Source organism: Aquabacter sp. L1I39 (assembly GCF_017742835.1).
In the GTDB taxonomy this organism is placed as follows: domain Bacteria; phylum Pseudomonadota; class Alphaproteobacteria; order Rhizobiales; family Xanthobacteraceae; genus L1I39.
The window spans coordinates 554,740-575,476 of the sequence record NZ_CP072392.1; the positions used below are offsets into that span (position 1 = coordinate 554,740).

The 20,737-nt window shown below is 66.4% G+C and carries 16 protein-coding genes and 1 pseudogene; 5 read left to right on the forward strand and 12 right to left on the reverse strand.

The window, feature by feature from the left end; all coding sequences use genetic code 11:
* Window positions 1-142: 142 nt before the first annotated feature.
* The 3 genes and pseudogenes from J5J86_RS24380 to J5J86_RS02505 form a co-directional block, all read right to left on the reverse strand.
* Entirely contained in the window at window positions 143-823 is a 681-nt protein-coding gene (locus tag J5J86_RS24380; RefSeq protein WP_247657929.1) for a hypothetical protein, read from the reverse strand.
* A 399-nt stretch (window positions 824-1,222) separates the two neighbouring features.
* Window positions 1,223-1,270, reverse strand: a pseudogene (locus J5J86_RS24660) (SEC-C metal-binding domain-containing protein); the annotation flags it as partial.
* 358 nt (window positions 1,271-1,628) lie between these two features.
* Window positions 1,629-2,648, reverse strand: coding sequence for an acyltransferase family protein (locus J5J86_RS02505; protein WP_209103341.1), 1,020 nt, complete (start codon window positions 2,646-2,648; stop codon window positions 1,629-1,631).
* Window positions 2,649-2,873: 225 nt separating this feature from the next.
* Between J5J86_RS02505 and mutL the strand changes: the two genes are divergently transcribed.
* Both mutL and J5J86_RS02515 read left to right on the forward strand, forming a co-directional pair.
* Window positions 2,874-4,775 (forward strand): DNA mismatch repair endonuclease MutL, encoded by a 1,902-nt coding sequence (gene mutL / locus J5J86_RS02510; RefSeq protein WP_209103342.1) that lies wholly within the window; start codon window positions 2,874-2,876, stop codon window positions 4,773-4,775.
* Window positions 4,776-5,195: 420 nt separating this feature from the next.
* On the forward strand, window positions 5,196-8,924 hold the full coding sequence (locus J5J86_RS02515; protein WP_209103343.1) for a vitamin B12-dependent ribonucleotide reductase: 3,729 nt from the start codon (window positions 5,196-5,198) through the stop codon (window positions 8,922-8,924).
* Window positions 8,925-9,035: 111 nt separating this feature from the next.
* Here J5J86_RS02515 and J5J86_RS02520 read toward each other — a convergent pair whose 3' ends face one another.
* Window positions 9,036-9,671, reverse strand: a complete 636-nt coding sequence (locus J5J86_RS02520) for a trimeric intracellular cation channel family protein (protein ID WP_247657931.1) — start codon at window positions 9,669-9,671, stop codon at window positions 9,036-9,038.
* Between the two features lie 224 nt (window positions 9,672-9,895).
* Between J5J86_RS02520 and greA the strand changes: the two genes are divergently transcribed.
* Entirely contained in the window at window positions 9,896-10,387 is a 492-nt protein-coding gene (gene greA / locus J5J86_RS02525) for a transcription elongation factor GreA (protein ID WP_209103345.1), read from the forward strand.
* A gap of 86 nt (window positions 10,388-10,473) precedes the next feature.
* On the opposite strand, the gene J5J86_RS02530 is transcribed toward greA, so the two are convergent.
* Genes J5J86_RS02530 through J5J86_RS02545 form a run of 4 tightly spaced genes read right to left on the reverse strand, consistent with a single transcriptional unit; the run spans window position 10,474 to window position 13,848 of the window.
* Window positions 10,474-11,220, reverse strand: a complete 747-nt coding sequence (locus J5J86_RS02530) for a maleate cis-trans isomerase family protein (protein WP_247657933.1) — start codon at window positions 11,218-11,220, stop codon at window positions 10,474-10,476.
* 15 nt (window positions 11,221-11,235) lie between these two features.
* Complete coding sequence (locus J5J86_RS02535; protein ID WP_209103346.1) at window positions 11,236-12,009, reverse strand: ABC transporter ATP-binding protein; 774 nt, start codon at window positions 12,007-12,009, stop codon at window positions 11,236-11,238.
* 3 nt (window positions 12,010-12,012) lie between these two features.
* The gene (locus J5J86_RS02540; protein WP_209103347.1) at window positions 12,013-12,822 is read right to left on the reverse strand and encodes an ABC transporter permease; all 810 of its coding nucleotides are present in this window, start codon (window positions 12,820-12,822) and stop codon (window positions 12,013-12,015) included.
* A gap of 15 nt (window positions 12,823-12,837) precedes the next feature.
* The gene (locus tag J5J86_RS02545; RefSeq protein ID WP_209103348.1) at window positions 12,838-13,848 is read right to left on the reverse strand and encodes an ABC transporter substrate-binding protein; all 1,011 of its coding nucleotides are present in this window, start codon (window positions 13,846-13,848) and stop codon (window positions 12,838-12,840) included.
* Between the two features lie 151 nt (window positions 13,849-13,999).
* Here J5J86_RS02545 and J5J86_RS02550 point away from each other — a divergent pair, with 151 nt between their 5' ends.
* On the forward strand, window positions 14,000-14,785 hold the full coding sequence (locus J5J86_RS02550; RefSeq protein ID WP_247657934.1) for a GntR family transcriptional regulator: 786 nt from the start codon (window positions 14,000-14,002) through the stop codon (window positions 14,783-14,785).
* Entirely contained in the window at window positions 14,782-16,161 is a 1,380-nt protein-coding gene (locus J5J86_RS02555; protein WP_209103349.1) for an amidohydrolase family protein, read from the forward strand. The genes J5J86_RS02550 and J5J86_RS02555 overlap by 4 nt, the downstream gene beginning before the upstream one ends.
* Window positions 16,162-16,265: 104 nt before the next feature.
* On the opposite strand, the gene J5J86_RS02560 is transcribed toward J5J86_RS02555, so the two are convergent.
* The 4 genes from J5J86_RS02560 to J5J86_RS02575 all read right to left on the reverse strand — a co-directional run bounded on the left by J5J86_RS02560 (window position 16,266) and on the right by J5J86_RS02575 (window position 20,352).
* Window positions 16,266-17,822, reverse strand: a complete 1,557-nt coding sequence (locus tag J5J86_RS02560; protein ID WP_209103350.1) for an esterase-like activity of phytase family protein — start codon at window positions 17,820-17,822, stop codon at window positions 16,266-16,268.
* 147 nt (window positions 17,823-17,969) lie between these two features.
* A complete protein-coding gene (locus tag J5J86_RS02565; protein WP_209103351.1) occupies window positions 17,970-18,662 on the reverse strand; it encodes a sulfate transporter family protein in 693 nt (230 codons plus the stop codon).
* Window positions 18,663-18,787: 125 nt separating this feature from the next.
* Window positions 18,788-19,336, reverse strand: coding sequence for an NADPH-dependent FMN reductase (locus J5J86_RS02570; protein ID WP_209103352.1), 549 nt, complete (start codon window positions 19,334-19,336; stop codon window positions 18,788-18,790).
* 179 nt (window positions 19,337-19,515) lie between these two features.
* On the reverse strand, window positions 19,516-20,352 hold the full coding sequence (locus J5J86_RS02575; protein ID WP_247657935.1) for a universal stress protein: 837 nt from the start codon (window positions 20,350-20,352) through the stop codon (window positions 19,516-19,518).
* Window positions 20,353-20,737: the final 385 nt, after the last annotated feature.

Consider the following 20,737-nt stretch of genomic DNA (forward strand, 5'->3'; position numbering starts at 1 on the left):
CCGCCTTTCGCTGCCGATTTAGATGGTTGGATGCTTATCGTCGTCTACTGAAAGAATTGGGTTCGTTAGAGACCCGAGAATCAGAGACATTTTACAGCCACTACACGGAGAACCTACGCTCCAGGCTGCCGCAATTTATCGGTCACGCGCTATAGCCGACAGTGAATCTGTTGGAGATTGGCCACTTAGGCAAAGCAACGCCGTCGTCGACAAGCGGCTTGTCGAGTGGGAGCGCGAAAGGGTTTGCTGACCGCGCCATGCGATGAATGAGAGCATTTCTCACTGGGAGGGCAAGAGCTTCCCACCATTCAGGCGCTATGTGAACATTCTCGAAGTGCTCAAACATCAGCCTGACCAGCGCGGGACCAATCTGATCGTCGCTAAGCCGTGCCACAGAATCGATAAATGCGCGACAAACAACGTCATCATGTGCGAGCCACTGGAACACCACCACCCCTCGCTCACCGCCCCACATGGAAGTGAATGACATGGCAGCTAGCCTTTTACTTTCGGCGAGATCCTGTAATTTTACTCCGTCGAAATCAGAAGATGGCAGCCATCCCGCCGAACACATGCCTGGCGGCGGCTCCACTGTTTCAATCACATAAGCACGCACATCACTATATTCGCCAGTCGTAAGACGAGCGGCATATTCGTCCATTTGGGCCTTTGTGTCTTTAAGCCCCTCGGCCAGTCCATACTCGAATAGCTGATTTACCGTCTGGATCTCGAATTGCCGATCAATCTTCTTCCCACGATCAGCACCCTGTCGAAACGAGGAAAGACGCACCGAACTTTGCTTAGTATATAGCTCTCGCGCCATGGCTCGATAACCAAGCAAGAAGCATTGCTCTGACGTTCCCGTAAACGCAAATTTTTCGATCGGTGCAAATATTACGTCGTCGTGGATTGAGCAGAAGCCCGTAAAAGTAGAAGCGTTTCGTACTCCCACCAGCGTAGGTTCGAGAACTCCGCTGTTTCTCCTTAATTTATCTAAAGTAGGGACAAAAGAATAGACGTGCCCATCCCGTGCGATCCTGTTTAGACTCCCCGCGCGAGGCACAGTGTGCGCGCGGATGATACGCCCACTACAATCGGAATGCCAAGCAGAGGGTGCCGAGCACACCGGCACACGGAACGCGTCCCGCAACGCTTGTTCAGCTTCCCAAGCTTTAACCGGCGTCTGCCGCTCGCGATCACGGTGACACAACTTATATTTAAGCCCAGAGCCGCACCAGCATTTTTGGTTACGCTTGTTCCCCTGCCCCACAGATTCCCCCAATAAAATTCTCTGTTACAGAAAAACATAACTCTTGAATGAAGCGGATTGAAATACGTCAATTTTGATAACGTAACGCCTATACATCTCATAACCAACGGACTGGACCGTGTCGTGCTCCCGCCCCGCCTCTTCTGCCTCTCCTCCCCGTTCCCTTCCCCTTCAGAGCGCCCGCCCCCTCCATCCGCATCCGTCCCCCGCCCCATCCGCATCGACCGAACCGCCACCGGCGCGGGGATGGAGCGGCCAGCGGCCGGGGGAAGGTCGGGCGCGACGGCACCGGAGTCTCCCGCGCGAGCACCATCGCAGGGCGCCCAAGCGCACCAGCGCGCGCCCCCCTCCCCCCCTTTCACACCACCGCCGCCCGCTTCCCGCGCCCCGACAAAGCCCGCGTCAGGGGAACTTCCACCCAGTGGTGGACGAGGAGGCCCACCAGGCTGGCGGAGATCAGGGCGGTGGCGATCCAGCTGGTAAATTGCAGCCAGCCATAGGGCATATGGTGCACGAACACCGCGCGCAGCACGAAGATGAACAAAGCGTGGGTGAGATAGATGGAATAGCTGGCATCCCCTAGCCGGTGCAGCAGGCGGCAGTTCCAGCGGGCAAGGACCGGCTCGTTGGCAAGGCCCCCCAGCACCACGAGCGGGGCGCCGAGGAAGAGGAGGAGGTCCTCCGCCCGCCCGCCAAAGGCAATGGCAAGAAGGATGAGGGCGGCCCCCAGCGGCAGGCAGAAGCCCCATCGGGTCAGGTCGCGGGTGTCGTACATCCAGCCGATGAACAGCCCCATGAGGAAATAAAGCAGGATATAGTCCGTATAGGTCAGCAGCACCGGCCCGCTCACCGCCACCAGCGCGCCCACCGCCACCAGGGCCAGGATGACGACGCTGTTGACCAGCAGCACCGCGCCCACCGCCAGGGACACGGCGAAGATGGCGTAGAAGAACATCTCGTAATTCAGCGTCCATCCGGGAATGAGGATGGGCCACAATTCATCCGGCCATTTCAGCGAATAATGGGGAATGAAGAAAAGCGAATAGACATAGCTCATGAAGAACTCATGGGCCCGTGGCGCCCAATGCTGCACCTTGTAGAGCAGCACCGCCGCGATGGTGGTGCAGATCCAATAGAGCGGCACCACACGCACGATGCGGCGATAGAGGAAACGGCCCGGGCGCTCCGTGCGGCCCACACGATACATGATGAAGCCGCTGATGACGAAGAAGACATAGACGCCGGCCACCCCGATATTGAAGCCGCTCAAGGGATCGAATAGGCCGGGATCGGGGTTGCGCGCATGGTGCAGCACCACGGTGAGCGCCGCGAGCGCGCGCAGATATTGAATGGAGACGATGGTCCTTGATCCCGTCATCGGCTGTTGGCCCCCGCCTGCCTGCCGCGTTCCGCTTGCGGCCTGTCACCGTGCGGCAAAGGTTAAGGCGGGGATGCTGGCGCGGGGAATGAACAAAAATAGCCCGGTGCGCCCGACGGTCCCCTTTCGCACGGGACCCCGGCACGGGCGGCGCGGAGCGCCTATACTGGCGCCTCGGTTGTTCCGAGTCGCCCCGCTTGCCCCCGTCCCGTTTCGAGCCGCCTTATGCCCATCCGCCGCCTGCCCCCCATCCTGATCGACCGCATCGCCGCCGGCGAGGTGGTGGAGCGGCCGGCCGCCGTGGTGAAGGAATTGGTGGAGAATGCGCTGGATGCAGGCGCCGGGGCCATCGAGGTGGTGATCGATGGCGGTGGGCGGCGGCTGATCCGGGTGGCCGATGACGGCTCCGGCATGGGGCCGGACGAACTGGCCCTGTGCGTGGAGCGGCACGCCACCTCCAAGCTGCCGGACGAGGATCTGCTCGCCATCTCCACTCTGGGCTTTCGGGGCGAGGCGCTGCCCTCCATCGGCTCGGTGGCGCGGCTTTCCATCACCTCGCGGCTGAAGGGCGCGCCCCATGCCTTCGAAATCAAGGTGGAGGCCGGGGTCGTCTCGGCGGTGCGGCCGGCGGCGCTCGGCGCCGGCACGCGGGTGGAGGTGCGCGACCTCTTCTTCGCCACTCCCGCCCGGCTGAAATTCCTGAAATCCGATCGGGCGGAAGCGGCCGCCGCCACCGATGTGGTGCGGCGCCTGGCGCTGGCCCGTCCCGACGTCGCCTTCACTTTGGTCGCCGAGGAGCGCGGTCCCCTCACCTTTCCCGCCCGCGCCGATGACCCGGAAGGCCGCGCCGCCCGCATGGCCGATGTGCTGGGCGCCGAGGCCGGGCGCAATGTGATCCCTGTGGAGGGCGAGCGGGAGGGGGCGCGGCTCACGGGGCTTGCGGGCCTGCCCACCTTCTCCAAGGCCAATTCGCTGTCCCAATTCCTGTTCGTGAATGGCCGCCCGGTGCGCGACAAGCTGCTCATGGGCGCGGTGCGCGGCGCCTATGCGGACCTGCTGCCCTCAGACCGGCATCCCCTGCTCGCCTTGTTCATCACCCTCGATCCGCGCGAGGTGGATGTGAATGTCCACCCGGCCAAGACCGAGGTGCGGTTCCGCGATGGCGGCAACATCCGCGCGCTCATCGTGCGCACCCTCTCCAATGCCCTGGCCGAGCGCGCGCCCAGCACCGCCGCCACCATGGCCGACCGCCTGGTGGCGCTTGCCCGTGCGCCGGAGCTGGAAGCGGGACCGGCCTCCCCCGCCCTGCCACCCGGCCTGCCCCGCCCCCTCCCCCGGCCCGATGGCGGCTGGTCCGGCCGCTTCCGGTCGCCCGAGCCCCTGCCCGCCGGCGGCCATGACTGGCGCGCCTCCCCCGCCCGGCCGCTGGTGGCCGATCCCGTGGCCGCCGCCGTGCTGGCCGAGCCGGTGCAATCGGCCTTCGAGCTGGGCGCGCCCTCCGTGGATGCCCGCCCGGCTTTCGCACCGCTGGAGGCGGCCGATCTCGACCGGCCGCTGGGCGCCGCGCGGGCGCAATTGCACGAGACCTATATCGTCGCCCAGACCCGCGCCGGCATGGTGCTGGTGGACCAGCACGCGGCCCATGAGCGGCTCGTCTATGAGAAATTAAAGCACGCCTTGGAGCGTGACGGCGTCGCCCGCCAGGGGCTCCTGGTGCCCGTGGTGGTGGATCTCGACCCGGCGGAGGCCGACCGCCTCGCCGAGCGGGCGGGCGATCTGGAGCGGCTCGGCCTGGTGCTGGAATCCTTCGGCCATGGCGCGGTGCTGGTGCGCGAGGTGCCGGCGCTGCTGAAGGAGGCCGACACCACCCGCCTGGTGCGCGACCTCGCCGAGCATGCGGCCGAATGGGACGATGCCTTGCCCCTGGAGCGCCGCCTCCTCCATGTGGCCGCCACCATGGCCTGCCACGGCTCCGTCCGCGCCGGCCGCCGCCTGCGGCTGGAAGAGATGAACGCCCTCCTGCGGGAAATGGAGGCGACCCCCAATTCCGGCGAGTGCAATCACGGCCGGCCCACCTTCGTCACGCTCTCGTTGTCGGACGTGGAGAAACTGTTCGCGCGTCGGTAGCGGGGCCAATCCCCCGCATGACGCGCGAAAGACACACCGCGCGATTGTTGGTTCGCCGGCTGTGGATGACGTGCATAACGCTGGGGCCCGCCGGCCCGCCTTGTCCACAGGCCCAAAGAGGCCGAAACCCGCGTCGGGCCAAGGACGTTTACGACTTGTTAACAGGGATGGCGCGACTATATTTAGTAGGCAGCCAACGAAGGGAGCCCCCAAATCTGTGTTTGACGGCGGCGCCAGACTCGCTCTAGCGTCCACCTCCTCGACAGCGGGACACATTGGCCGAAGGCCGGTATTCACCCACTGTCGGTTCCAAACACAGCAGTCCGGTCTCCGGGACGGCGCGAGCCGTCGTACCCGCGCGTTTGCGTTCGGCTGCCGCCATCTTTGCTGAATGCCCTTGGGGGGCTGAGGAGTCTCGATATGCGCGTCGAACGCCGCTACACCACGGCCGGACAGTCGCCCTATGCCGGCATCGCCTTCCGCGAGACCGTCAGCGAGATCCGCAATCCGGATGGCTCGGTGGTCTTCCGCCAGGACGGCATCGAGGTGCCCGCGCACTTCTCTCAAGTTGCCAGCGACATCCTGGCGCAGAAGTATTTCCGCCGTGCGGGCGTGCCCTCGCGCCTGAAGAAGGTGGAGGAGAATGCCGTCCCCTCCTTCCTGTGGCGCGCCAAGGCGGACGTGGATGCGCTGGCCTCCCTGCCCGTGGACAAGCGCTATGGCGGCGAGATCTCGGCCAAGCAGGTGTTCGACCGCCTGGCCGGCACCTGGACCTATTGGGGCTGGAAGGGCGGCTATTTCGACAGCGAGGCCGACGCGCAGGCCTTCTTCGACGAGCACCGCTACATGCTCGCCATGCAGATGGTCGCCCCCAATTCCCCCCAGTGGTTCAATACCGGCCTGCACTGGGCCTATGGCATTGACGGCCCCGGCCAGGGCCATTTCTACGTGGACCATGTGACCGGCGAGGTCCATGCCTCCACCTCCGCCTATGAGCGGCCCCAGCCCCATGCCTGCTTCATCCAGTCGGTCGGCGACGACCTGGTGAATGAAGGCGGCATCATGGATTTGTGGGTGCGCGAGGCGCGCCTGTTCAAGTATGGCTCCGGCACCGGCACCAATTTCTCGTCCCTGCGCGGCGAGGGCGAGAAGCTCTCCGGCGGCGGGCGCTCGTCCGGCCTCATGAGCTTCCTGAAGATCGGCGACCGCGCGGCGGGCGCCATCAAATCCGGCGGCACCACCCGCCGCGCCGCCAAGATGGTGGTGGTGGATGCGGATCATCCGGACATCGAGGCCTATGTGGACTGGAAGGTGGTGGAGGAGCTCAAGGTCTCCGCCCTCGTCACCGGCTCCAAGCTCAATGCCAAGCATCTCAAGGCCGTGCTCAAGGCCTGCGTGAATTGCGAAGGCGCGGGGGATTCCTGCTTCGATCCGGAGAAGAACCCGGCCCTGAAGCGCGAGATCCGCGCCGCCCGCAAGGCCCATGTGGCCGATGCCGCCATCCGGCGCATCATCCAGTATGCCCGCCAGGGCTATACGGACATCGACATCGACATCTACGACACCGATTGGGATGGCGACGCCTACCTCACGGTGGCCGGCCAGAATTCCAACAATTCGGTGCGCGTGACCGATGCCTTCCTGCGCGCGGTGGAAGCGGACGCGGATTGGGAGCTGATCCGCCGCACCGACGGCAAGGTGGCCAAGACCATCAAGGCCCGCGATTTGTGGGAGAAGATCGGCGCCGCCGCCTGGCATTGCGCCGACCCCGGCATCCAGTTCCACACCACGGTGAATGACTGGCACACCTGCCCGGCGGGCGGCGAAATCCGCGCCTCCAATCCGTGCTCGGAATACATGTTCCTGGACGACACGGCCTGCAATCTTGCCTCGCTGAACCTCCTCCAGTTCCGCGACGCCGAGAAGCGCTTCGACGTGGAGAGCTTCGAGCATGCGGTGCGGCTGTGGACCGTGGTGCTCGAAATCTCCGTGCTGATGGCGCAGTTCCCCTCGCGCCGCATCGCCGAACTGTCCTACGAATACCGCACGCTGGGCCTGGGCTACGCCAATATTGGCGGCCTGCTCATGTCGTCTGGCATTCCCTATGACTCGGCCGAGGGCCGCGCCATTTGCGGCGCCATCTCCGCCATCATGACCGGCATCTGCTATGCCACCTCGGCCGAGATGGCCAAGGAGCTGGGCACCTTCCCGGCCTATGAGGCCAATGCCGAATCCATGGCCCGCGTCATCCGCAATCATCGCCGCGCCGCCCATGGCGAATCTGCCGGCTATGAGGGCCTCGCCGTCGATCCGGTGCCGCTCGACCACGCCTCCATCAGGGATGCGCGCCTGTCCGCCCATGCCCGCACGGCCTGGGACAAGGCGGTGGAGATGGGCGTCCTGCACGGCTACCGCAACGCCCAGGTCTCGGTGATCGCCCCCACCGGCACCATCGGCCTGGTGATGGATTGCGACACCACCGGCATCGAGCCCGACTTCGCGCTGGTGAAGTTCAAGAAGCTGGCCGGCGGCGGCTATTTCAAGATCATCAACCGCGCCGTGCCCGAGGCGCTGCGTGCGCTCGGTTATGGCGAGGCGCAGATCGCCGAGATCGAGGCCTATGCGGTGGGCCACGGCTCGCTCGCCCAGGCTCCCGGCATCAACCACACCACGCTGAAGGCCAAGGGCTTCGACGAGGCGGCGATCCAGAAGGCGGAGAGCGCGGTCAAGAGCGCCTTCGACATCAAGTTCGCCTTCAACCGCTGGACCTTCGGCGAGGAATTCCTGGCCAAGACGCTGGGCGTGGCGCCGGCGCAGCTGGCGGACCCCAAGTTCGACCTGCTGGCGCACCTGGGCTTCACCAAGGCCGAGATCGACGCCGCCAACGTCCATGTGTGCGGCGCCATGACGCTCGAAGGCGCGCCTTTCCTGAAGGCCGAACACCTGCCGGTGTTCGACTGCGCCTCCCCCTGCGGGCGGCTCGGCAAGCGCTCCCTGTCGGTGGAGAGCCACATCCGCATGATGGCGGCGGCGCAGCCCTTCATTTCGGGCGCCATCTCCAAGACCATCAACATGCCCAATGACGCGACGGTGGAGGACTGCAAGTCCGCCTACCTCCTGTCCTGGCGCCTGGCGCTGAAGGCCAACGCGCTCTATCGCGACGGCTCCAAGCTCTCCCAGCCCCTCAACGCCCAATTGGTGGCGGACGAGGAGGACGAGGACGATGCGGTGGAGGCCCTGGTGGCCCAGCCCGCCGCCGCCCGCACCGCCGCGGTGACCGAGAAGATCGTCGAGCGCGTGGTGGAGCGCATCGTCGAGCATCGGGTGCGCGAGCGTGAGAAGATGCCCGACCGCCGCAAGGGCTATACCCAGAAGGCAGTGGTGGGTGGCCACAAGGTCTATCTGCGCACTGGCGAATATGATGACGGCCGCATCGGCGAGATCTTCATCGACATGCACAAGGAGGGCGCGGCACTCCGCTCGCTCCTCAACAACTTCGCCATCGCCATCTCGCTCGGCCTGCAATATGGCGTGCCGCTCGAGGAATATGTGGACGCCTTCACCTTCACCCGCTTCGAGCCGGCGGGTCCCGTGCAGGGCAACGACACCATCAAATACGCCACCTCCATCCTGGACTATGTGTTCCGGGAGCTGGCGGTGTCCTATCTGGCGCGCAGTGATCTCGGCCATGTGGACCCCTCCGACACCGGCTTCGACGCGCTCGGCAAGGGCGTGGAAGAAGGCAAGGCCCCCTCGGCGGCGGCGGCCCGGATCGTCTCCAAGGGCCTGGTGCGCGGCAAGACGGTGAACCTGCTGGCCCAGGCACTGGCCCCCGCCGAGCCCCGCGCCGCCTCCGACAAGGTGACGGTGCTGCGGGCCCGGACAGACGGCGCCACCGCGCTCAAGTCGGAGCCGGAGCCCGAGGCGCTGCTGGAGGTGGATGCCGAGGCGGTGGAAGAAGCCGCCACCAGCGTGATGGACAAGCAGCTCCCCTGGAGCCCCAAGGCCCGCGCCGCCGAGCGCCGGGCCGAGGCCCGCGCCAAGGGCTATGAGGGCGAAGCCTGCCCCGAATGCATGAACTTCACGCTGGTGCGCAACGGCACCTGCCTGAAGTGCGACACCTGCGGCTCCACCACCGGCTGCTCGTGAGGGAAGCGGGAGAAGCGGTCGCCGCTTCTCCCGTGCCAAGTTGCTGAGGCCAGATGGCCCGGACACAGGGAAGGGCCCCGGTGCAGGCGATGCACCGGGGCCTTTTTGCTTTCACCCCTCCGGCGGGGCGGGGGCGGGACGGGCGCGCGGCAGGTGCCAGCCGCAATAGATCGCCATCAGCCGCAGGAAGAAGCAGAGCGCCGCCCCTGGCAGCAAAGTGAGCACCGCCGGCATGCCCATGGCATGCCCCACCGCCACGAGGGCGCCGCCGGCCAGCGCCGCCACGGCATAAATGTCGGTTCGCAGCACCACCGGCACCTGGGCGGTCAGTACATCGCGCACCATTCCGCCGCCGACCCCGGTCACGGTGCCCAGCACCACCGCCATGGCCGGGGGAATGCCGAACTCCAGCGCCTTCTGGGTGCCGGTGACAGCGAAGATGCCGAGGCCCGCGGCGTCGAACAGCAGCACCGGGAAGCGCAACCGCGCAATGATGGCTGGAAAGAAGAAGGCGACCAGACCCGCCAATGCCGCCAGCGCGGCGGGGCGCCAATCCGCGATGGAATCCGGGGGCACCGCCCCGATCATCATGTCCCGCACGATCCCGCCCGCCACCGCCGTGACGAAGGCGAGCACCAGGGCGCCGAACAGATCCATGTTCCGCTGCCCGGCCACCACCGCGCCGCTAATGGCAAAGGCGATCGTGCCCGTGAGGTTGAGGACATCAATGATGTCTTTTTCGGTCAAGGGCCGGTCTTTCCATGGCAAGCGGGAGCGGGGCCTGGTTTCATAATCTTCGGTCCAGGCCCTGCCAATGACAAGAAGGAGAGCCTCCCTGGGCAGGCTGAGGGTGTCCATGCCGCGTTGGGCCGGGAACCAAGCCCTTCGCCCCGCTCTTCCGTCTCAGACACCATGGCTCTATGTCTGAGGGTCAACCTCCTCCGAACCGCATCCGGGAACCACCTCGCGTCATGTCCGTTGCCTTCACCCGAGAGAACGACCTGGAAGCCACCGCCGCCGACCTGCCGGACCGGCCCATCTCACCCCATCCCAACCTGGTGACGGCCTCGGGGCTTGCGGCATTGGATGCGGCATTGGCGCAAGCCCGGGCGGATTATGCGGCGGCGCAGCTCGGCGACGTGCAGGCGGATCGCACGGCCATGGCCCGGGCGACGCGGGATTTGCGCTATTTCAGCGCCCGCCGGGCCACGGCCCAATTGATCGAGACGCCGGCCGATCCGCAGACCGTCCAGTTCGGCACCCGTGTGACGCTGGATCGGGAGGACGGGCGGCGGCAGGTGTTCCGTATCGTGGGCGAGGACGAGGCGGACCCGGCGGCGGGCACGGTGTCCTATGTCTCGCCCCTCGCCCATGCGGTGATGGGCAAGGAGGTGGGCGATGTGGCGGTGGTGGCCGGCCGGGAAGTGGAGATCGTGGCCATCGCGGCCGTGCCTGAGGCCTGACCGTGTCGAGCAGCCAGGCGCCGCCGGACTGGCGACGCCCTATGGAGCGCCATTTTTGAGGACGCCGCGCGGAAGCGGCCTTCGCCTCAGGCGAAATCGCGGAACAGGCTGCCCCAGCCGGTAACCCGGGCGGGGTCGACGCCGGCCAGCACGAGGCTCTTCCACAACACCGTGGCGATGGTGTCGTAGATGGGCAGGCCGATCTCGCGCTCCAGATCCTCCACCACCGGCGCGGCGCGCAGATTGGTGCACATGACGCCGATGGCGTCCGGCTTTTCCTCGGCGACGGTGCGGATCATCTGCGTGAGGGTCTCGGCCGACACCTCGGAGAAGGAAAAATTGTCCTGGATGCGCAGATGCGCGTCACCGGCGCAGGCCATGCCGAGGCGGGCATAATTGGCGATGATCTTTTCCTGCACGTCGTCGAGATAGGGCGTCACGAAGCCGAGCCGCTTCACGCCGCGCCGTTCCAGCACCTCGTTGAGCGCCAGCATGGAGGTGGTGGCCTTGATGCCGGTGGCGCCGGTGATGCGCGCGCACAGGCGCTCATCCGCCTCGAAGCCGAGCCAGCCGGACGACGTGCCGTTCCAGCCGATCACCTCCACCTTGGCATGGGCGAGCAGTTCCGCCGCGCGCAAGATTTCGGTGTCGTCGAACTGGGCGAGCGCGCGGTCGGAGAGCGCGATCTCGGTGACCTTGAAGCGGCCGAAATGCACGGACACTTCCGGCAGCCCGGCCACCATGGCCTGGGTGACGGGCTCCAGCACCGTATTTGAGGACGGGGTGAGCATGCCGAGAAGCACGCGCTTTTGGGCGACGTTGGACGTGGACATGGGAACTTCCCAGTTTCAGGAGGAGGCGTCCGCCGCGCGGCCGGGGCGCAGCAGATGAAGGATGTGGCGCTTGGCCTCGTTGAAGGCCGGGCCGGTAATGTCGCGCGGGCGGGGCATGTGGATCGGGATCACCTCGGCGATGCGGCCGGGCCGGGCCGACATGACCACCACGTGCGAGCCGAGGGTCAGCGCCTCGTCGATGCCGTGGGTGACGAAGACGATGGTACCCTTGTTGGTCTCCCAGATGCGGATCAGCTCGTTCTGCATGTCCATGCGCGTCTGCTCGTCCAGCGCGCCGAACGGCTCGTCCATGAGGATCACGCCGGGATCCATCAGGAGCGCGCGGGCAATGCCCACGCGCTGGTTCATGCCGCCGGACAATTCGGCGGGATAATGGTTCTCGAAGCCGGTCAGGCCCACGAGGTCGATATAGATCTGCGCCTGCTCCCGCCGCACGGACTTGGAGGCGCCGCGCATCTTCAGGTGGAAGGCCACATTCTCCCACACCGGCAGCCAGGGCATGAGATTGGCCTGCTGGAACACCACGCCCCGGTCGGCGCCCGGTCCCGTCACCGTCTGGCCGTCCACCGCGATGGTGCCGGATGTGGGCTTGTCGAAGCCGGCGATCATGTTGAGCAAGGTGGACTTGCCGCAGCCGGAAGGCCCGAGCAGGCAGATGAAGTCGTTGCGCTTCACCGACAGGCTGACATCGCAGAGCGCGGTGACGTCGCGCTGCCGCACCTTGTCGGTGAAGACCTTCGAGACGTTTGAAATTTCGATATTGCCCATGGCTCAGCCCTCGCCCTGCAGGGTGGTGCCGCGCTGCCAGCGCAAGGCGCGGGCCATGACGAGGCGGATGGCGAGATCGCTCAGGAAGCCGAGCAGGCCGATGGAGGCCATGGCGGCGATGACGATGTCGTAGCGCAGGAAGTAATAGGCGTCCCACAGCACGTAACCGACGCCGCTCTTCACCGCCACCATCTCGGCGGTGACGGTGAGCATCCAGGCCGAGCCGATGGCGATCCGCAGGCCGGCGAAGATGGAGGGCAGAGCCGCCGGCATGACGATGTACCACAGCAATTGCCGCTGCCCGCCGCCCACCATGGCCCCTGCCCGGATGAGGTTGCGGTCACAGGTCTTCACGCCGTGGATGGTGTTCAGCAGGATGGGGAAGAAGGCGCCCAGGAACACCAGGAAGATGGCCGGCTTGTCGGCGATGCCGAACCAGATGATGGCGAGCGGGATCCAGGAGACCGGCGGGATGGGCCTCAGCATCTGCAAGGTGGGCTCGATGGTTACCTCAATGAAGCGGGACCAGCCGATGGCCACGCCCACCGCGACCCCGATGAGCGTGGCGATGGCAAAGCCCGCCGCCACGCGGGCGGCGCTGGCGGCGGCGTCGAAGATCCACCGGCCCGCATAGCTCTGGGTGTTACCGTCAGTGTTGAAGACCCAGTCCGCCCAGGCCCAGACCACGGCGGAGGGGGCCGGAAGAAGGGCCGGCGGCAGCGCGCCCGAGCGGGAGAAGGCCTCCCAGCCGGCGAGGATGAGGACTGGAACCACATAGCGTTCCAGCCGCACGTAGGAGAAAAATGCGCGCATGCCGCCGGTTCCGTCTCAATAGCCGAGGTCGGACTTAGACTTGCCCGTGGCCTGTTCCAGGAAGGTGTAGTTCATGTTGTCCTCCACCTTCTTGGTCACGTCGGTGTTGATGTATTTCAGGTCGCGCATCATGTCGGCGATCGCTGCCGCCTGGGCGCGGTGCATCTTGTAGTCGGGATAGAGGTTGATGATGGCGCCGTCGGCCACGCTCTTGTCGAGGCCGGTCACCTTGGTGATGACGCCCTGCCAGAGCACGTGGTCGGCATCGAGCTTCTCGTCCAGGGCGACGACGCCCTTCACCACGGCGGCCACCGCCTTGGGCTCCTTGGCGATCACGTCGGAGCGGGTGACGATGAGGTTGGTGAGTTTTCCCGCGGCCTGGTCATAGGGATAGGCGAACAGCTTGGCGGCCTTGGCCTGGAGGATCTGGGTGGCGAAGGGCTCCACCGTGCAGATCATCTCCACCTCGCCCCGGCGCAGCGCCTGGATGTGGTCGGAAGGGTTGGGGATATTGATGAACTGGACGTCCTTGTTGACGTCGATGCCCTGCTTGGCGAGGGCGCCGCGCATGTGGATGTCCTGCGCATTGCCGCGGGAGGCGGCGACGCGGAAGGGCTTGCCCTGGGCCTTGTAGCTGGCGATCAGCGCCTTGAGGGCCGCCCAATCGTTTTCCGGCAGGGGCAGGTCGTTGGCCACCACGATGGTGGAGCCGCCGGAAATCTGGCCGGAAATGGCCACGAGATCGAAGCCCTTGTCCAGGCCGGTGACGTAATGGAGATAGGTCACCTGCGCCACGTCGATGCTCTTGGAGACGAGGGCGGTGAGCACGTCATTGCCGGTATTGAAGCCGATGGCTTCCACCTTCACGCCCTGCGTGTAGTCGGGCAGCAGCGACATGGGAACGCAATGGGCGCACTTGGCGTAGCCCACTTTCACGGTGGTTTCCTGGGCCTTCGCGACAGGGGCGGCGGCAAGCCCCGCCACCACGGCCGCCGCCAAGGCAAGGCGGGAGAAAAGGGTCTTCATCGGTTCTCTTCCTCTGACAGGTGGCTCCGTCGGGTTGGCCGCCGGAAATCCGCATTCGGTATGCGATCTTTGTTTTGTATTTATGTTTCAATTGTATATGCTCCATTCCTGTTGATTTGAAAGCCGCTTCTATAGGCGATGGACGGTAAGAATGCCGAAATTTGAGGCAGGCGACGCAGTGATGGAGGAAAAGGCAGAGGCGCCCACCCGCCCCAAGGCCCGCTATAAGTTCAAGCCAGCGAAGCTGAAATTGTCCGCCTCCGAGGCGGCCCAGCCGCTCTCCACCGCCTCCCTGCACGACCAGTTGGTGGTGCGCCTGCGCCAGATGGTTCTGGAAGGCGAGATCGCCCCCGGCAGCCCCCTGCCCGAGCGCATGTTGTGCGAGACCTTTGGCGTCTCGCGCACGCCTTTGCGGGAAGCCTTCAAGGTGCTCGCCTCCGAGGGGCTGATGGAATTGCGGCCCCATCGCACCCCGGTTGTGACGCCGGTGGATCGGGAGGAGATCGCCGCCATGTTCCAGGTGATGGTCGCCCTCGACCATCTGGCGGCGGACCTGGCCTGCCGCACCGCCGGCACGGGGGATCGCGACCGGCTGGAGGAGATGCACGCCGCCCTGTGCGCCCATCACCGAGCCGGCGCGCGGACCGCCTATTTCCGCCAGAACCAGGACATCCATGCCGAGATCACCCGGCTGGCCGGAAACCCCGTGCTCCAGGCCAATTGGAGCGCGCTCTCCGCTAAGATCTACCGGGCGCGGGCGCAGGTGAACTACAATCCCCGCCGCTGGGAAGAGTCCTTGGCCGAGCACGAGGGCTTCATGGCGCGCCTGCGCGCCGGCGACGCGCCGGGCTTCGCCACCGCCATGGCCGACCATACCCGCCGCACCGCCGACGCCGTGCTGGCGAGCCTCGATGCGCAGACGGAGCACGAGGCATGAGCACACCCTTCGCAGCCCCCCTCGCAGCGCCCATCCCGTGCGACCTCCTGGTGGAGGCGCGCGCGGCCCTTTTGATGGATGCGGCGGGCACCATCGCCTCGGACGTGGCGCTGGCCATTGAGGGCGACCGCATCCTCGCCCTCGGCCCGGTGGCGGAGATGGCCGCCGCCTATGCCCCCAAGCGCCGGCTCGGCTCGCCCCGGCACCTGGTGATGCCCGGCCTCGTCAACACCCACAACCACACCCCCATCATGGTGGTGCGGGGCATGATCGAGGATCGCAGCTTCGCCCCGGCCTATACGCCGGGCGTACCGCAGGGCGATGTGCTCTCGCACGAAGAGGCCTATCTGCTAGCGCGGCTCGGCGCCTATGAGATGCTGCGCTTCGGCTCCACCACGGTGGTGGACTTCTATCGCCACCCCGCCGCCCTCGCCGAGGCCGCCCGCGAGACCGGACTGCGCGCCTTCGTGGGCGGGCGCATCATGGATGCGGATACGAACGCCCTTGCCCGCCGGGAATGGAAGGCGGATGGCGCCCGGGGCGAGGCGACGCTCAAGGAGGCCATGGACTTCGTCACCCAATGGACCGGCCGCGATCCCCTGGTGACGCCCGTGCTCGGGCCCCATGCGCCGGACACCTGCTCGCCGCACCTGCTGCGGACGGTCGCTGGCCTCGGAGCGAAACACGGCCTCATCCTGCACACCCATCTCCATCAATCGCCCATGGAGATCGAGGTGGTCGCCGCCCGCGATGGCATGCGGCCCGTGGAGCTGATGGCGCAGACGGGCCTTCTCGGCCCGGCTTTGGTGGCCGGCCACTGCATCCATATGGACGCGGTGGACCGGGCGCGCTTCGGTGCCTCCGGCGCCCATGTGGCCCATATTCCCGTGGGCAATGCCGCCCATGGCTCGGTGGCGCCCATCCTGGCGCTGCAGGAGGCGGGCGCCGCCATCTCGCTGGCCACCGACACCAAGTCCGGCGACATGTTCGAGGCCATGCGCATGGCGCTGGCCGGCACCCGCATCCGGGGCGCGGGCTTTTCCGTGACGTCTGCGGACGTGCTCGGCTGGGCCATCACCGGAGGGGCGGCAGCGCTCGGCCTTTCCGGCGTGGTGGGCACGCTGGCGCCAGGGTGGAAGGCGGACCTGGTGCTCCTCGACCTCGACGCGCCGAACCTCGCCCCGCTCATCGACGGTCCCGGCCTCGTGGTGCACAGCGCCCAGGGCGGCAATGTGGATGCGGTGGTGGTGGACGGCCGTGTGGCGCTGGAGCACGGGCGTCCCGCATTGTTCGACGGCCCCGAAGTGGTCGCCGCCGCCTCGCAGGTGGCCCGCCGGCTCTGGGAAAAGGCCGGCCACCGTCCTGCCATCGCGTGACCGACAGAGCATTTTCGAGCGCAGCGGGAACCGGTTCGCGGCAAGAAAATGCGTTCAAACAAAGACATAGATCCTTCCAGCGCTTCTAAGAAGCGCTGGAAGGCTCACGGCGCGAGCTTCACCCCCGGCAGGCGCAGGCGATAGGCGAGCACCGTGGTGGCATTGTCGATCTTGTCCGCATAAGGCTTGCCCTGCATCACGCCGTGGCGGGTGAGGAAGTCGTTGTCGTTGCCCACGAACAGGAAGAAGGTGTCGGGCGCCTGCGGATCCAGCGCCGGCACCAGCGCCATGGCCTCCCACTTCTCCGACAGGGTGTTCTCGTCCGGCGTCTCGTTGTGGATGTTGAGGCCGAATTTCCCGAGGTCGTCGGGATTGAGCAGGTTCACCAGGACGTCAGCCGTGGCGGGGCGGATGGAAGGGTCGAGCACGTTGCGCCCGTCCTGCGCCGGGGCGATGGGGCGGGTGGTGGTCTCGTAATCGGTGCCAGCCAAATTGGTGGCGCCGCTCACATCCACCAGCAGCACCGCCTTGAACACTTCCGGCCCGGGCTTGGAGCCGAGCCCGTTGCCATCGCGGGCGAGGATCAGGAAGCGGTGGTCATCGAGCGCCACCATTTCCGACTGGGCGGCGGTGCGGTCGATCTTGCCGTCACCCCTGGAGGCATAAACCGGCAAGGTGAGGGCATAGACCGCCACCGGCGCCTTCGGCGTCGGGTCGGCGGCGATGTCATAGACGAGGATGCGGGTGTTGGCCCGGTTGGTCTGGTCCTTTGAGGCGGAGGAATCCTGGATGGTGGCGCTCTGGAGCACGGCCACCAGCTTGCGGCCGTCCGGTGTCACCGCCAGCGCCTCCAGGCCTTGATTGTTGCGCCGGCCGGTGTCGGGTGCCTTGGTGGAATTGAAATTGAGTGCGCCGCCGGTCATTGGCGCCAATGCCGGGCCGGGGTCGATTGCCCCCTTCATGCGGCCACCGGGACCGAACAGATAGATGCCCGGCCCGTATTCATCGCTCACATAGAAGCTGCCATCGGCGCGCATGGCGATGGCCTCCGCGTCCAGGGAGACTTTCCCCGCGCCCAGCGCGCCGGGCTTGGGCGACGGAAAGGTGTGGCCGGCTTCCATGCGGGTTCCGTCGGCCGGATCAGCGCCCGTCGTGGGACGCCCCTCGAAATCCTTCAGCGCGATGCCCCCGGTGGGCGTCAGGGTGAAGGCTTGGCCTGGGACGAAGGCGAGGTCGAAGGACATCAGCCGATTGGCATAATCCACATACTCGCCCTCGTCCGGGCTGTTGCGCCCCCGGTCGGGCAGCGAATAGAGGGTGGCCCTGTAGGTATCACCCTCCTTGCGCCAGGTGCCCGGCGCAATCGCCATGCCGGACATGGAGCCGAGCGTGTCGCCCATGAAGTCCAGCACATCGGCCGGCACCCGGGCAACGCCCACCAGGCCGAGATTCTGGAACGCCTGGCCTTCCGTCGTCACCGGCGCATCCCCCGCGCCCTTGGCGACGAGCGGGGTGGGCACCCGGATCTGCGTGCCCTGGATCTGGCTGGCCTGGATCGGCGATGTCTGCCCCTGCTGGGCGAAGGCCGGGCCTGCGGTGAGAAGGCCGAGCGCAGCGGCGCTGGCAATCAGGGTGCGGCGCAAGGGGGAAAGGGTCATCATCGTCCGGCGGCTCCGTGGCCCGCGCATCAAGCGCGGCCTTGGCCATTATAGGAGCGAAAGACGATCATGATGTGAAAACCAGCTCGGTACCCCAGAGCCTGTTTGGAAAAGTCGGAGGGGTCGGCCCCCGATTTCCCAAGCAGGCTCTCAGCGCAGCCGCGCGGCGGCGGGCGCGCGCATCAAAGCGGGCGACAGGCGCTTGTGCAGGTGCACCATGAAGGCGGTGCCGAACACCGGCGTGATGAGGTTGAGGATGGGCACCATCAGAAGCGGCGTCATCAGCATGCCCGCCACGAACACGGTGGTGGCATTGGCCTGCCGCAGCGCCCGCGCCTCTTCCGGGGAGGCATAGCGCATGGCGGCCATCTCGAAATATTCCCGGCTCAACAGATAGGCGTTGGCCAGGAAGAAGGCGATGACGTTCACGCCGGGCACCAGCAGCAGCAGCAGGGCGGCAAGGTTCACCGCCAGCACAATGCCGAAGAAGCGCAAGGAATAGAGCACCGAGCGCGCCACCGGCTGGGGCGTGCCCACCGGCTCGCCGGGATAGGAGGCTTTTTCCACCGCCTCTGCCACGTCGTCGAGGAAGAGGCCGGCCACCACGGCCGAGACCGCCGGCACCATATAGAGCGCCCCCACCACGGAGCCGATGCCCACCATGATGGCGATGGTGGTCTCCAGCCACGGATAGGGCAGCACCATCATCTGTTCCAGCAGCAGATTGAGGCCGATGGCCAGCACCACCACCAGCGCCAACGCCAGCAGGACGGACTTGACCAGCACACCGCGCAGCAGCGGCGAGAACACCTGCCCGAAGGCGGTCAGGGCATCGGAAAGCATGGGTCTGGTGTCACTCCGCGCGGGCGCCGCCAGAGGGCGGCGCAGCTGGGCAGATGGGAATGGCGGCCGCCCTCCTCAAGGGGGCTGGCAGGAGAACGAAAAGCAGGCGCTCCCCTGCCGTGCGCTCAGGCCCGCACGCGCTCCACATAGGCCTTGAAGGCCTTCAACTGGCTGGCGATGAAATCGCGCGTGCCCTCGTCGGTGAGGGTGCCACTCTCGTCGATCTTCTTCTGCGCCTGGCCCACCATCACCTCGGGCACGTTCATCACGAAGGCGTCGAGGAAAACCATGATCTGGCGCAGGTGATATTGCGCCCGCGCCCCGCCCAGCACCCCCATGGAGGCGGACTGGATGAGCACCGGCTTGCCCTTCAGCGGGGCATCGGGGAGGCGGGAGACCCAGTCGATGGCGTTCTTCAGGCCACCGGGGACGGAGTAATTGTATTCCGGCGTCACGATGATGACGCCGTCCGCGCCCTTCAGGGTGGCGCCGAGGCCGGTGACCTCCTGCGGAAAGCCCTGGGCCTGGATGTCGGCATCATAGATGGGCAGCTCTGCGACAGAAGGCAGAAGCTCCACCGTGACGCCCTCGGGCGCCAGCGCTTGCAGGGAGCGCGCAATGGCGGCGTTGTAGGACCCCTTGCGGACGCTGCCGACCCAGACGACCCATTTCATGGCTCTGCTTCCTTTCACCGTTTGAGGACGCAACCCGTTTGCGGATGCGCCGAGGCTAGGCCCCACGCGCCTGCCCCGGAGCATAACGGGCAAAGCTCGCGCTTGGTTTCAAAATCGGCGGGAAATGAAAATGGGCCGGCTCCAGAGGGGCCGGCCCGCAGGTCTGGAAGCACCCCGCCTCAGTGGGAGAGGAACAGGGGCAGTTTGCTGTCCTTCAGCAGCGCCTGGGTCACGCCGCCGATGAGCCATTCGCGCAGCAGCGAGTGATTGAAGGCGCCGAGCACCAGCAGGTCAGCGCGGAACAGGGAGGCCTCGGCCTGCAACTGGCTGGCCACGTCGCCGTCGGCCGGCACCGCATTGACGGAGACATTGACGCCGTGACGCGCGAGGTGGGGGGCAAGCTCCGCGCCCGGAACGGTACGCTTCAGCGTCTTTTCGGGCGCGATGGACAGAATCTCCACCGCCTCTGCGGCGCGCAGGAGGGGCATGGCGTCGTTCACCGCCCGCACCGCGGGGGCGCTGCCGTCCCAGGCGATGACGATGCGCTTGGCCGAGAAGGTGTCGCAGCCCGCCGGCACCACGATCAGCGGACGGCCGCTCTCAAACACCACCTGCTCGATCAGGCCGCGATCAATGTCGATGGTGGCCTCCTCCGCATCGATCACGGCGAGGTCATGAACGCGGGCCTGCTTGACGAAGGCGTCCAGCAAGTCGGCATAGGACAATTGCGGGGCTTCCACGGAGCACCCGACGCCGGCCGCCACCGCATCCCCCCGCGCCCGCTCCGCCACCGCCTCGGCCAGGGCGCCGATGCGCCGGTTCTCGGCATTCACCAGCGTCGCGGCCATGTTGCTGACCATGGCATGGGTCAGCACCAGCTTGACCGCGGCCGCCTGCACCGTGATGTGCGCCTGCGCCTGGGAAGCGAGCGACATGCCGTAGCCCAGCGCCGAGGACGGCTCCTCGCGGCCCTCTTCCGTCAACCCGACAAGTACGCTCTTGATGTTCTGGATCACCGTTAGATCCTCCCTTGGAGCATGCGCGCCCCTGTCTTGGCCCTCACGGCGGACCGGCGCGCTTTCGCCTTCCGCGGCCCGGCCGCGGGCCCCGCCCTGCCGTCTCGAACCGTCTCGACTTTTGTCGCATATGGTGCGCCCTTCACCTTGAGGCAGGTCAAGGAGCGCACGAAAGCCCGGGCGCGGCTACTCGGTCAGCTTAGACCATACATTCCCTTGCGTCACGTAAGGGATAAGGGAGAGAAGCCCGTCGGGGTTCCGCCACTGCGCTGCGGTCATGGCACACGAGGCCGCGAGAATAGGCAAGAAAACGCAGCCGAAAGGCGAGCCGGTCAACCCCCGCTGGCAATCTCTCGTCGGTTGCGCCGGCACCGGGTGGCCTGCA

Bases quoted from the DNA above. Each gene is read 5' to 3' on its own strand.
- J5J86_RS02570 (WP_209103352.1), bottom strand. From the start codon at position 19,336: ATGAAATGGGTCGTCTGGGTCGGCAGCGTCCGCAAGGGGTCCTACAAC.
- J5J86_RS02530 (WP_247657933.1), bottom strand. From the start codon at position 11,220: ATGTCCACGTCCAACGTCGCCCAAAAGCGCGTGCTTCTCGGCATGCTC.
- J5J86_RS02560 (WP_209103350.1), bottom strand. From the start codon at position 17,822: ATGATGACCCTTTCCCCCTTGCGCCGCACCCTGATTGCCAGCGCCGCT.
- J5J86_RS02550 (WP_247657934.1), top strand. From the start codon at position 14,000: ATGCCGAAATTTGAGGCAGGCGACGCAGTGATGGAGGAAAAGGCAGAG.
- J5J86_RS24380 (WP_247657929.1), bottom strand. From the start codon at position 823: ATGGCGCGAGAGCTATATACTAAGCAAAGTTCGGTGCGTCTTTCCTCG.
- greA (WP_209103345.1), top strand. From the start codon at position 9,896: ATGTCCGTTGCCTTCACCCGAGAGAACGACCTGGAAGCCACCGCCGCC.
- J5J86_RS02565 (WP_209103351.1), bottom strand. From the start codon at position 18,662: ATGCTTTCCGATGCCCTGACCGCCTTCGGGCAGGTGTTCTCGCCGCTG.
- J5J86_RS02535 (WP_209103346.1), bottom strand. From the start codon at position 12,009: ATGGGCAATATCGAAATTTCAAACGTCTCGAAGGTCTTCACCGACAAG.
- J5J86_RS02505 (WP_209103341.1), bottom strand. From the start codon at position 2,648: ATGACGGGATCAAGGACCATCGTCTCCATTCAATATCTGCGCGCGCTC.
- mutL (WP_209103342.1), top strand. From the start codon at position 2,874: ATGCCCATCCGCCGCCTGCCCCCCATCCTGATCGACCGCATCGCCGCC.
- J5J86_RS02540 (WP_209103347.1), bottom strand. From the start codon at position 12,822: ATGCGCGCATTTTTCTCCTACGTGCGGCTGGAACGCTATGTGGTTCCA.
- J5J86_RS02545 (WP_209103348.1), bottom strand. From the start codon at position 13,848: ATGAAGACCCTTTTCTCCCGCCTTGCCTTGGCGGCGGCCGTGGTGGCG.
- J5J86_RS02515 (WP_209103343.1), top strand. From the start codon at position 5,196: ATGCGCGTCGAACGCCGCTACACCACGGCCGGACAGTCGCCCTATGCC.
- J5J86_RS02555 (WP_209103349.1), top strand. From the start codon at position 14,782: ATGAGCACACCCTTCGCAGCCCCCCTCGCAGCGCCCATCCCGTGCGAC.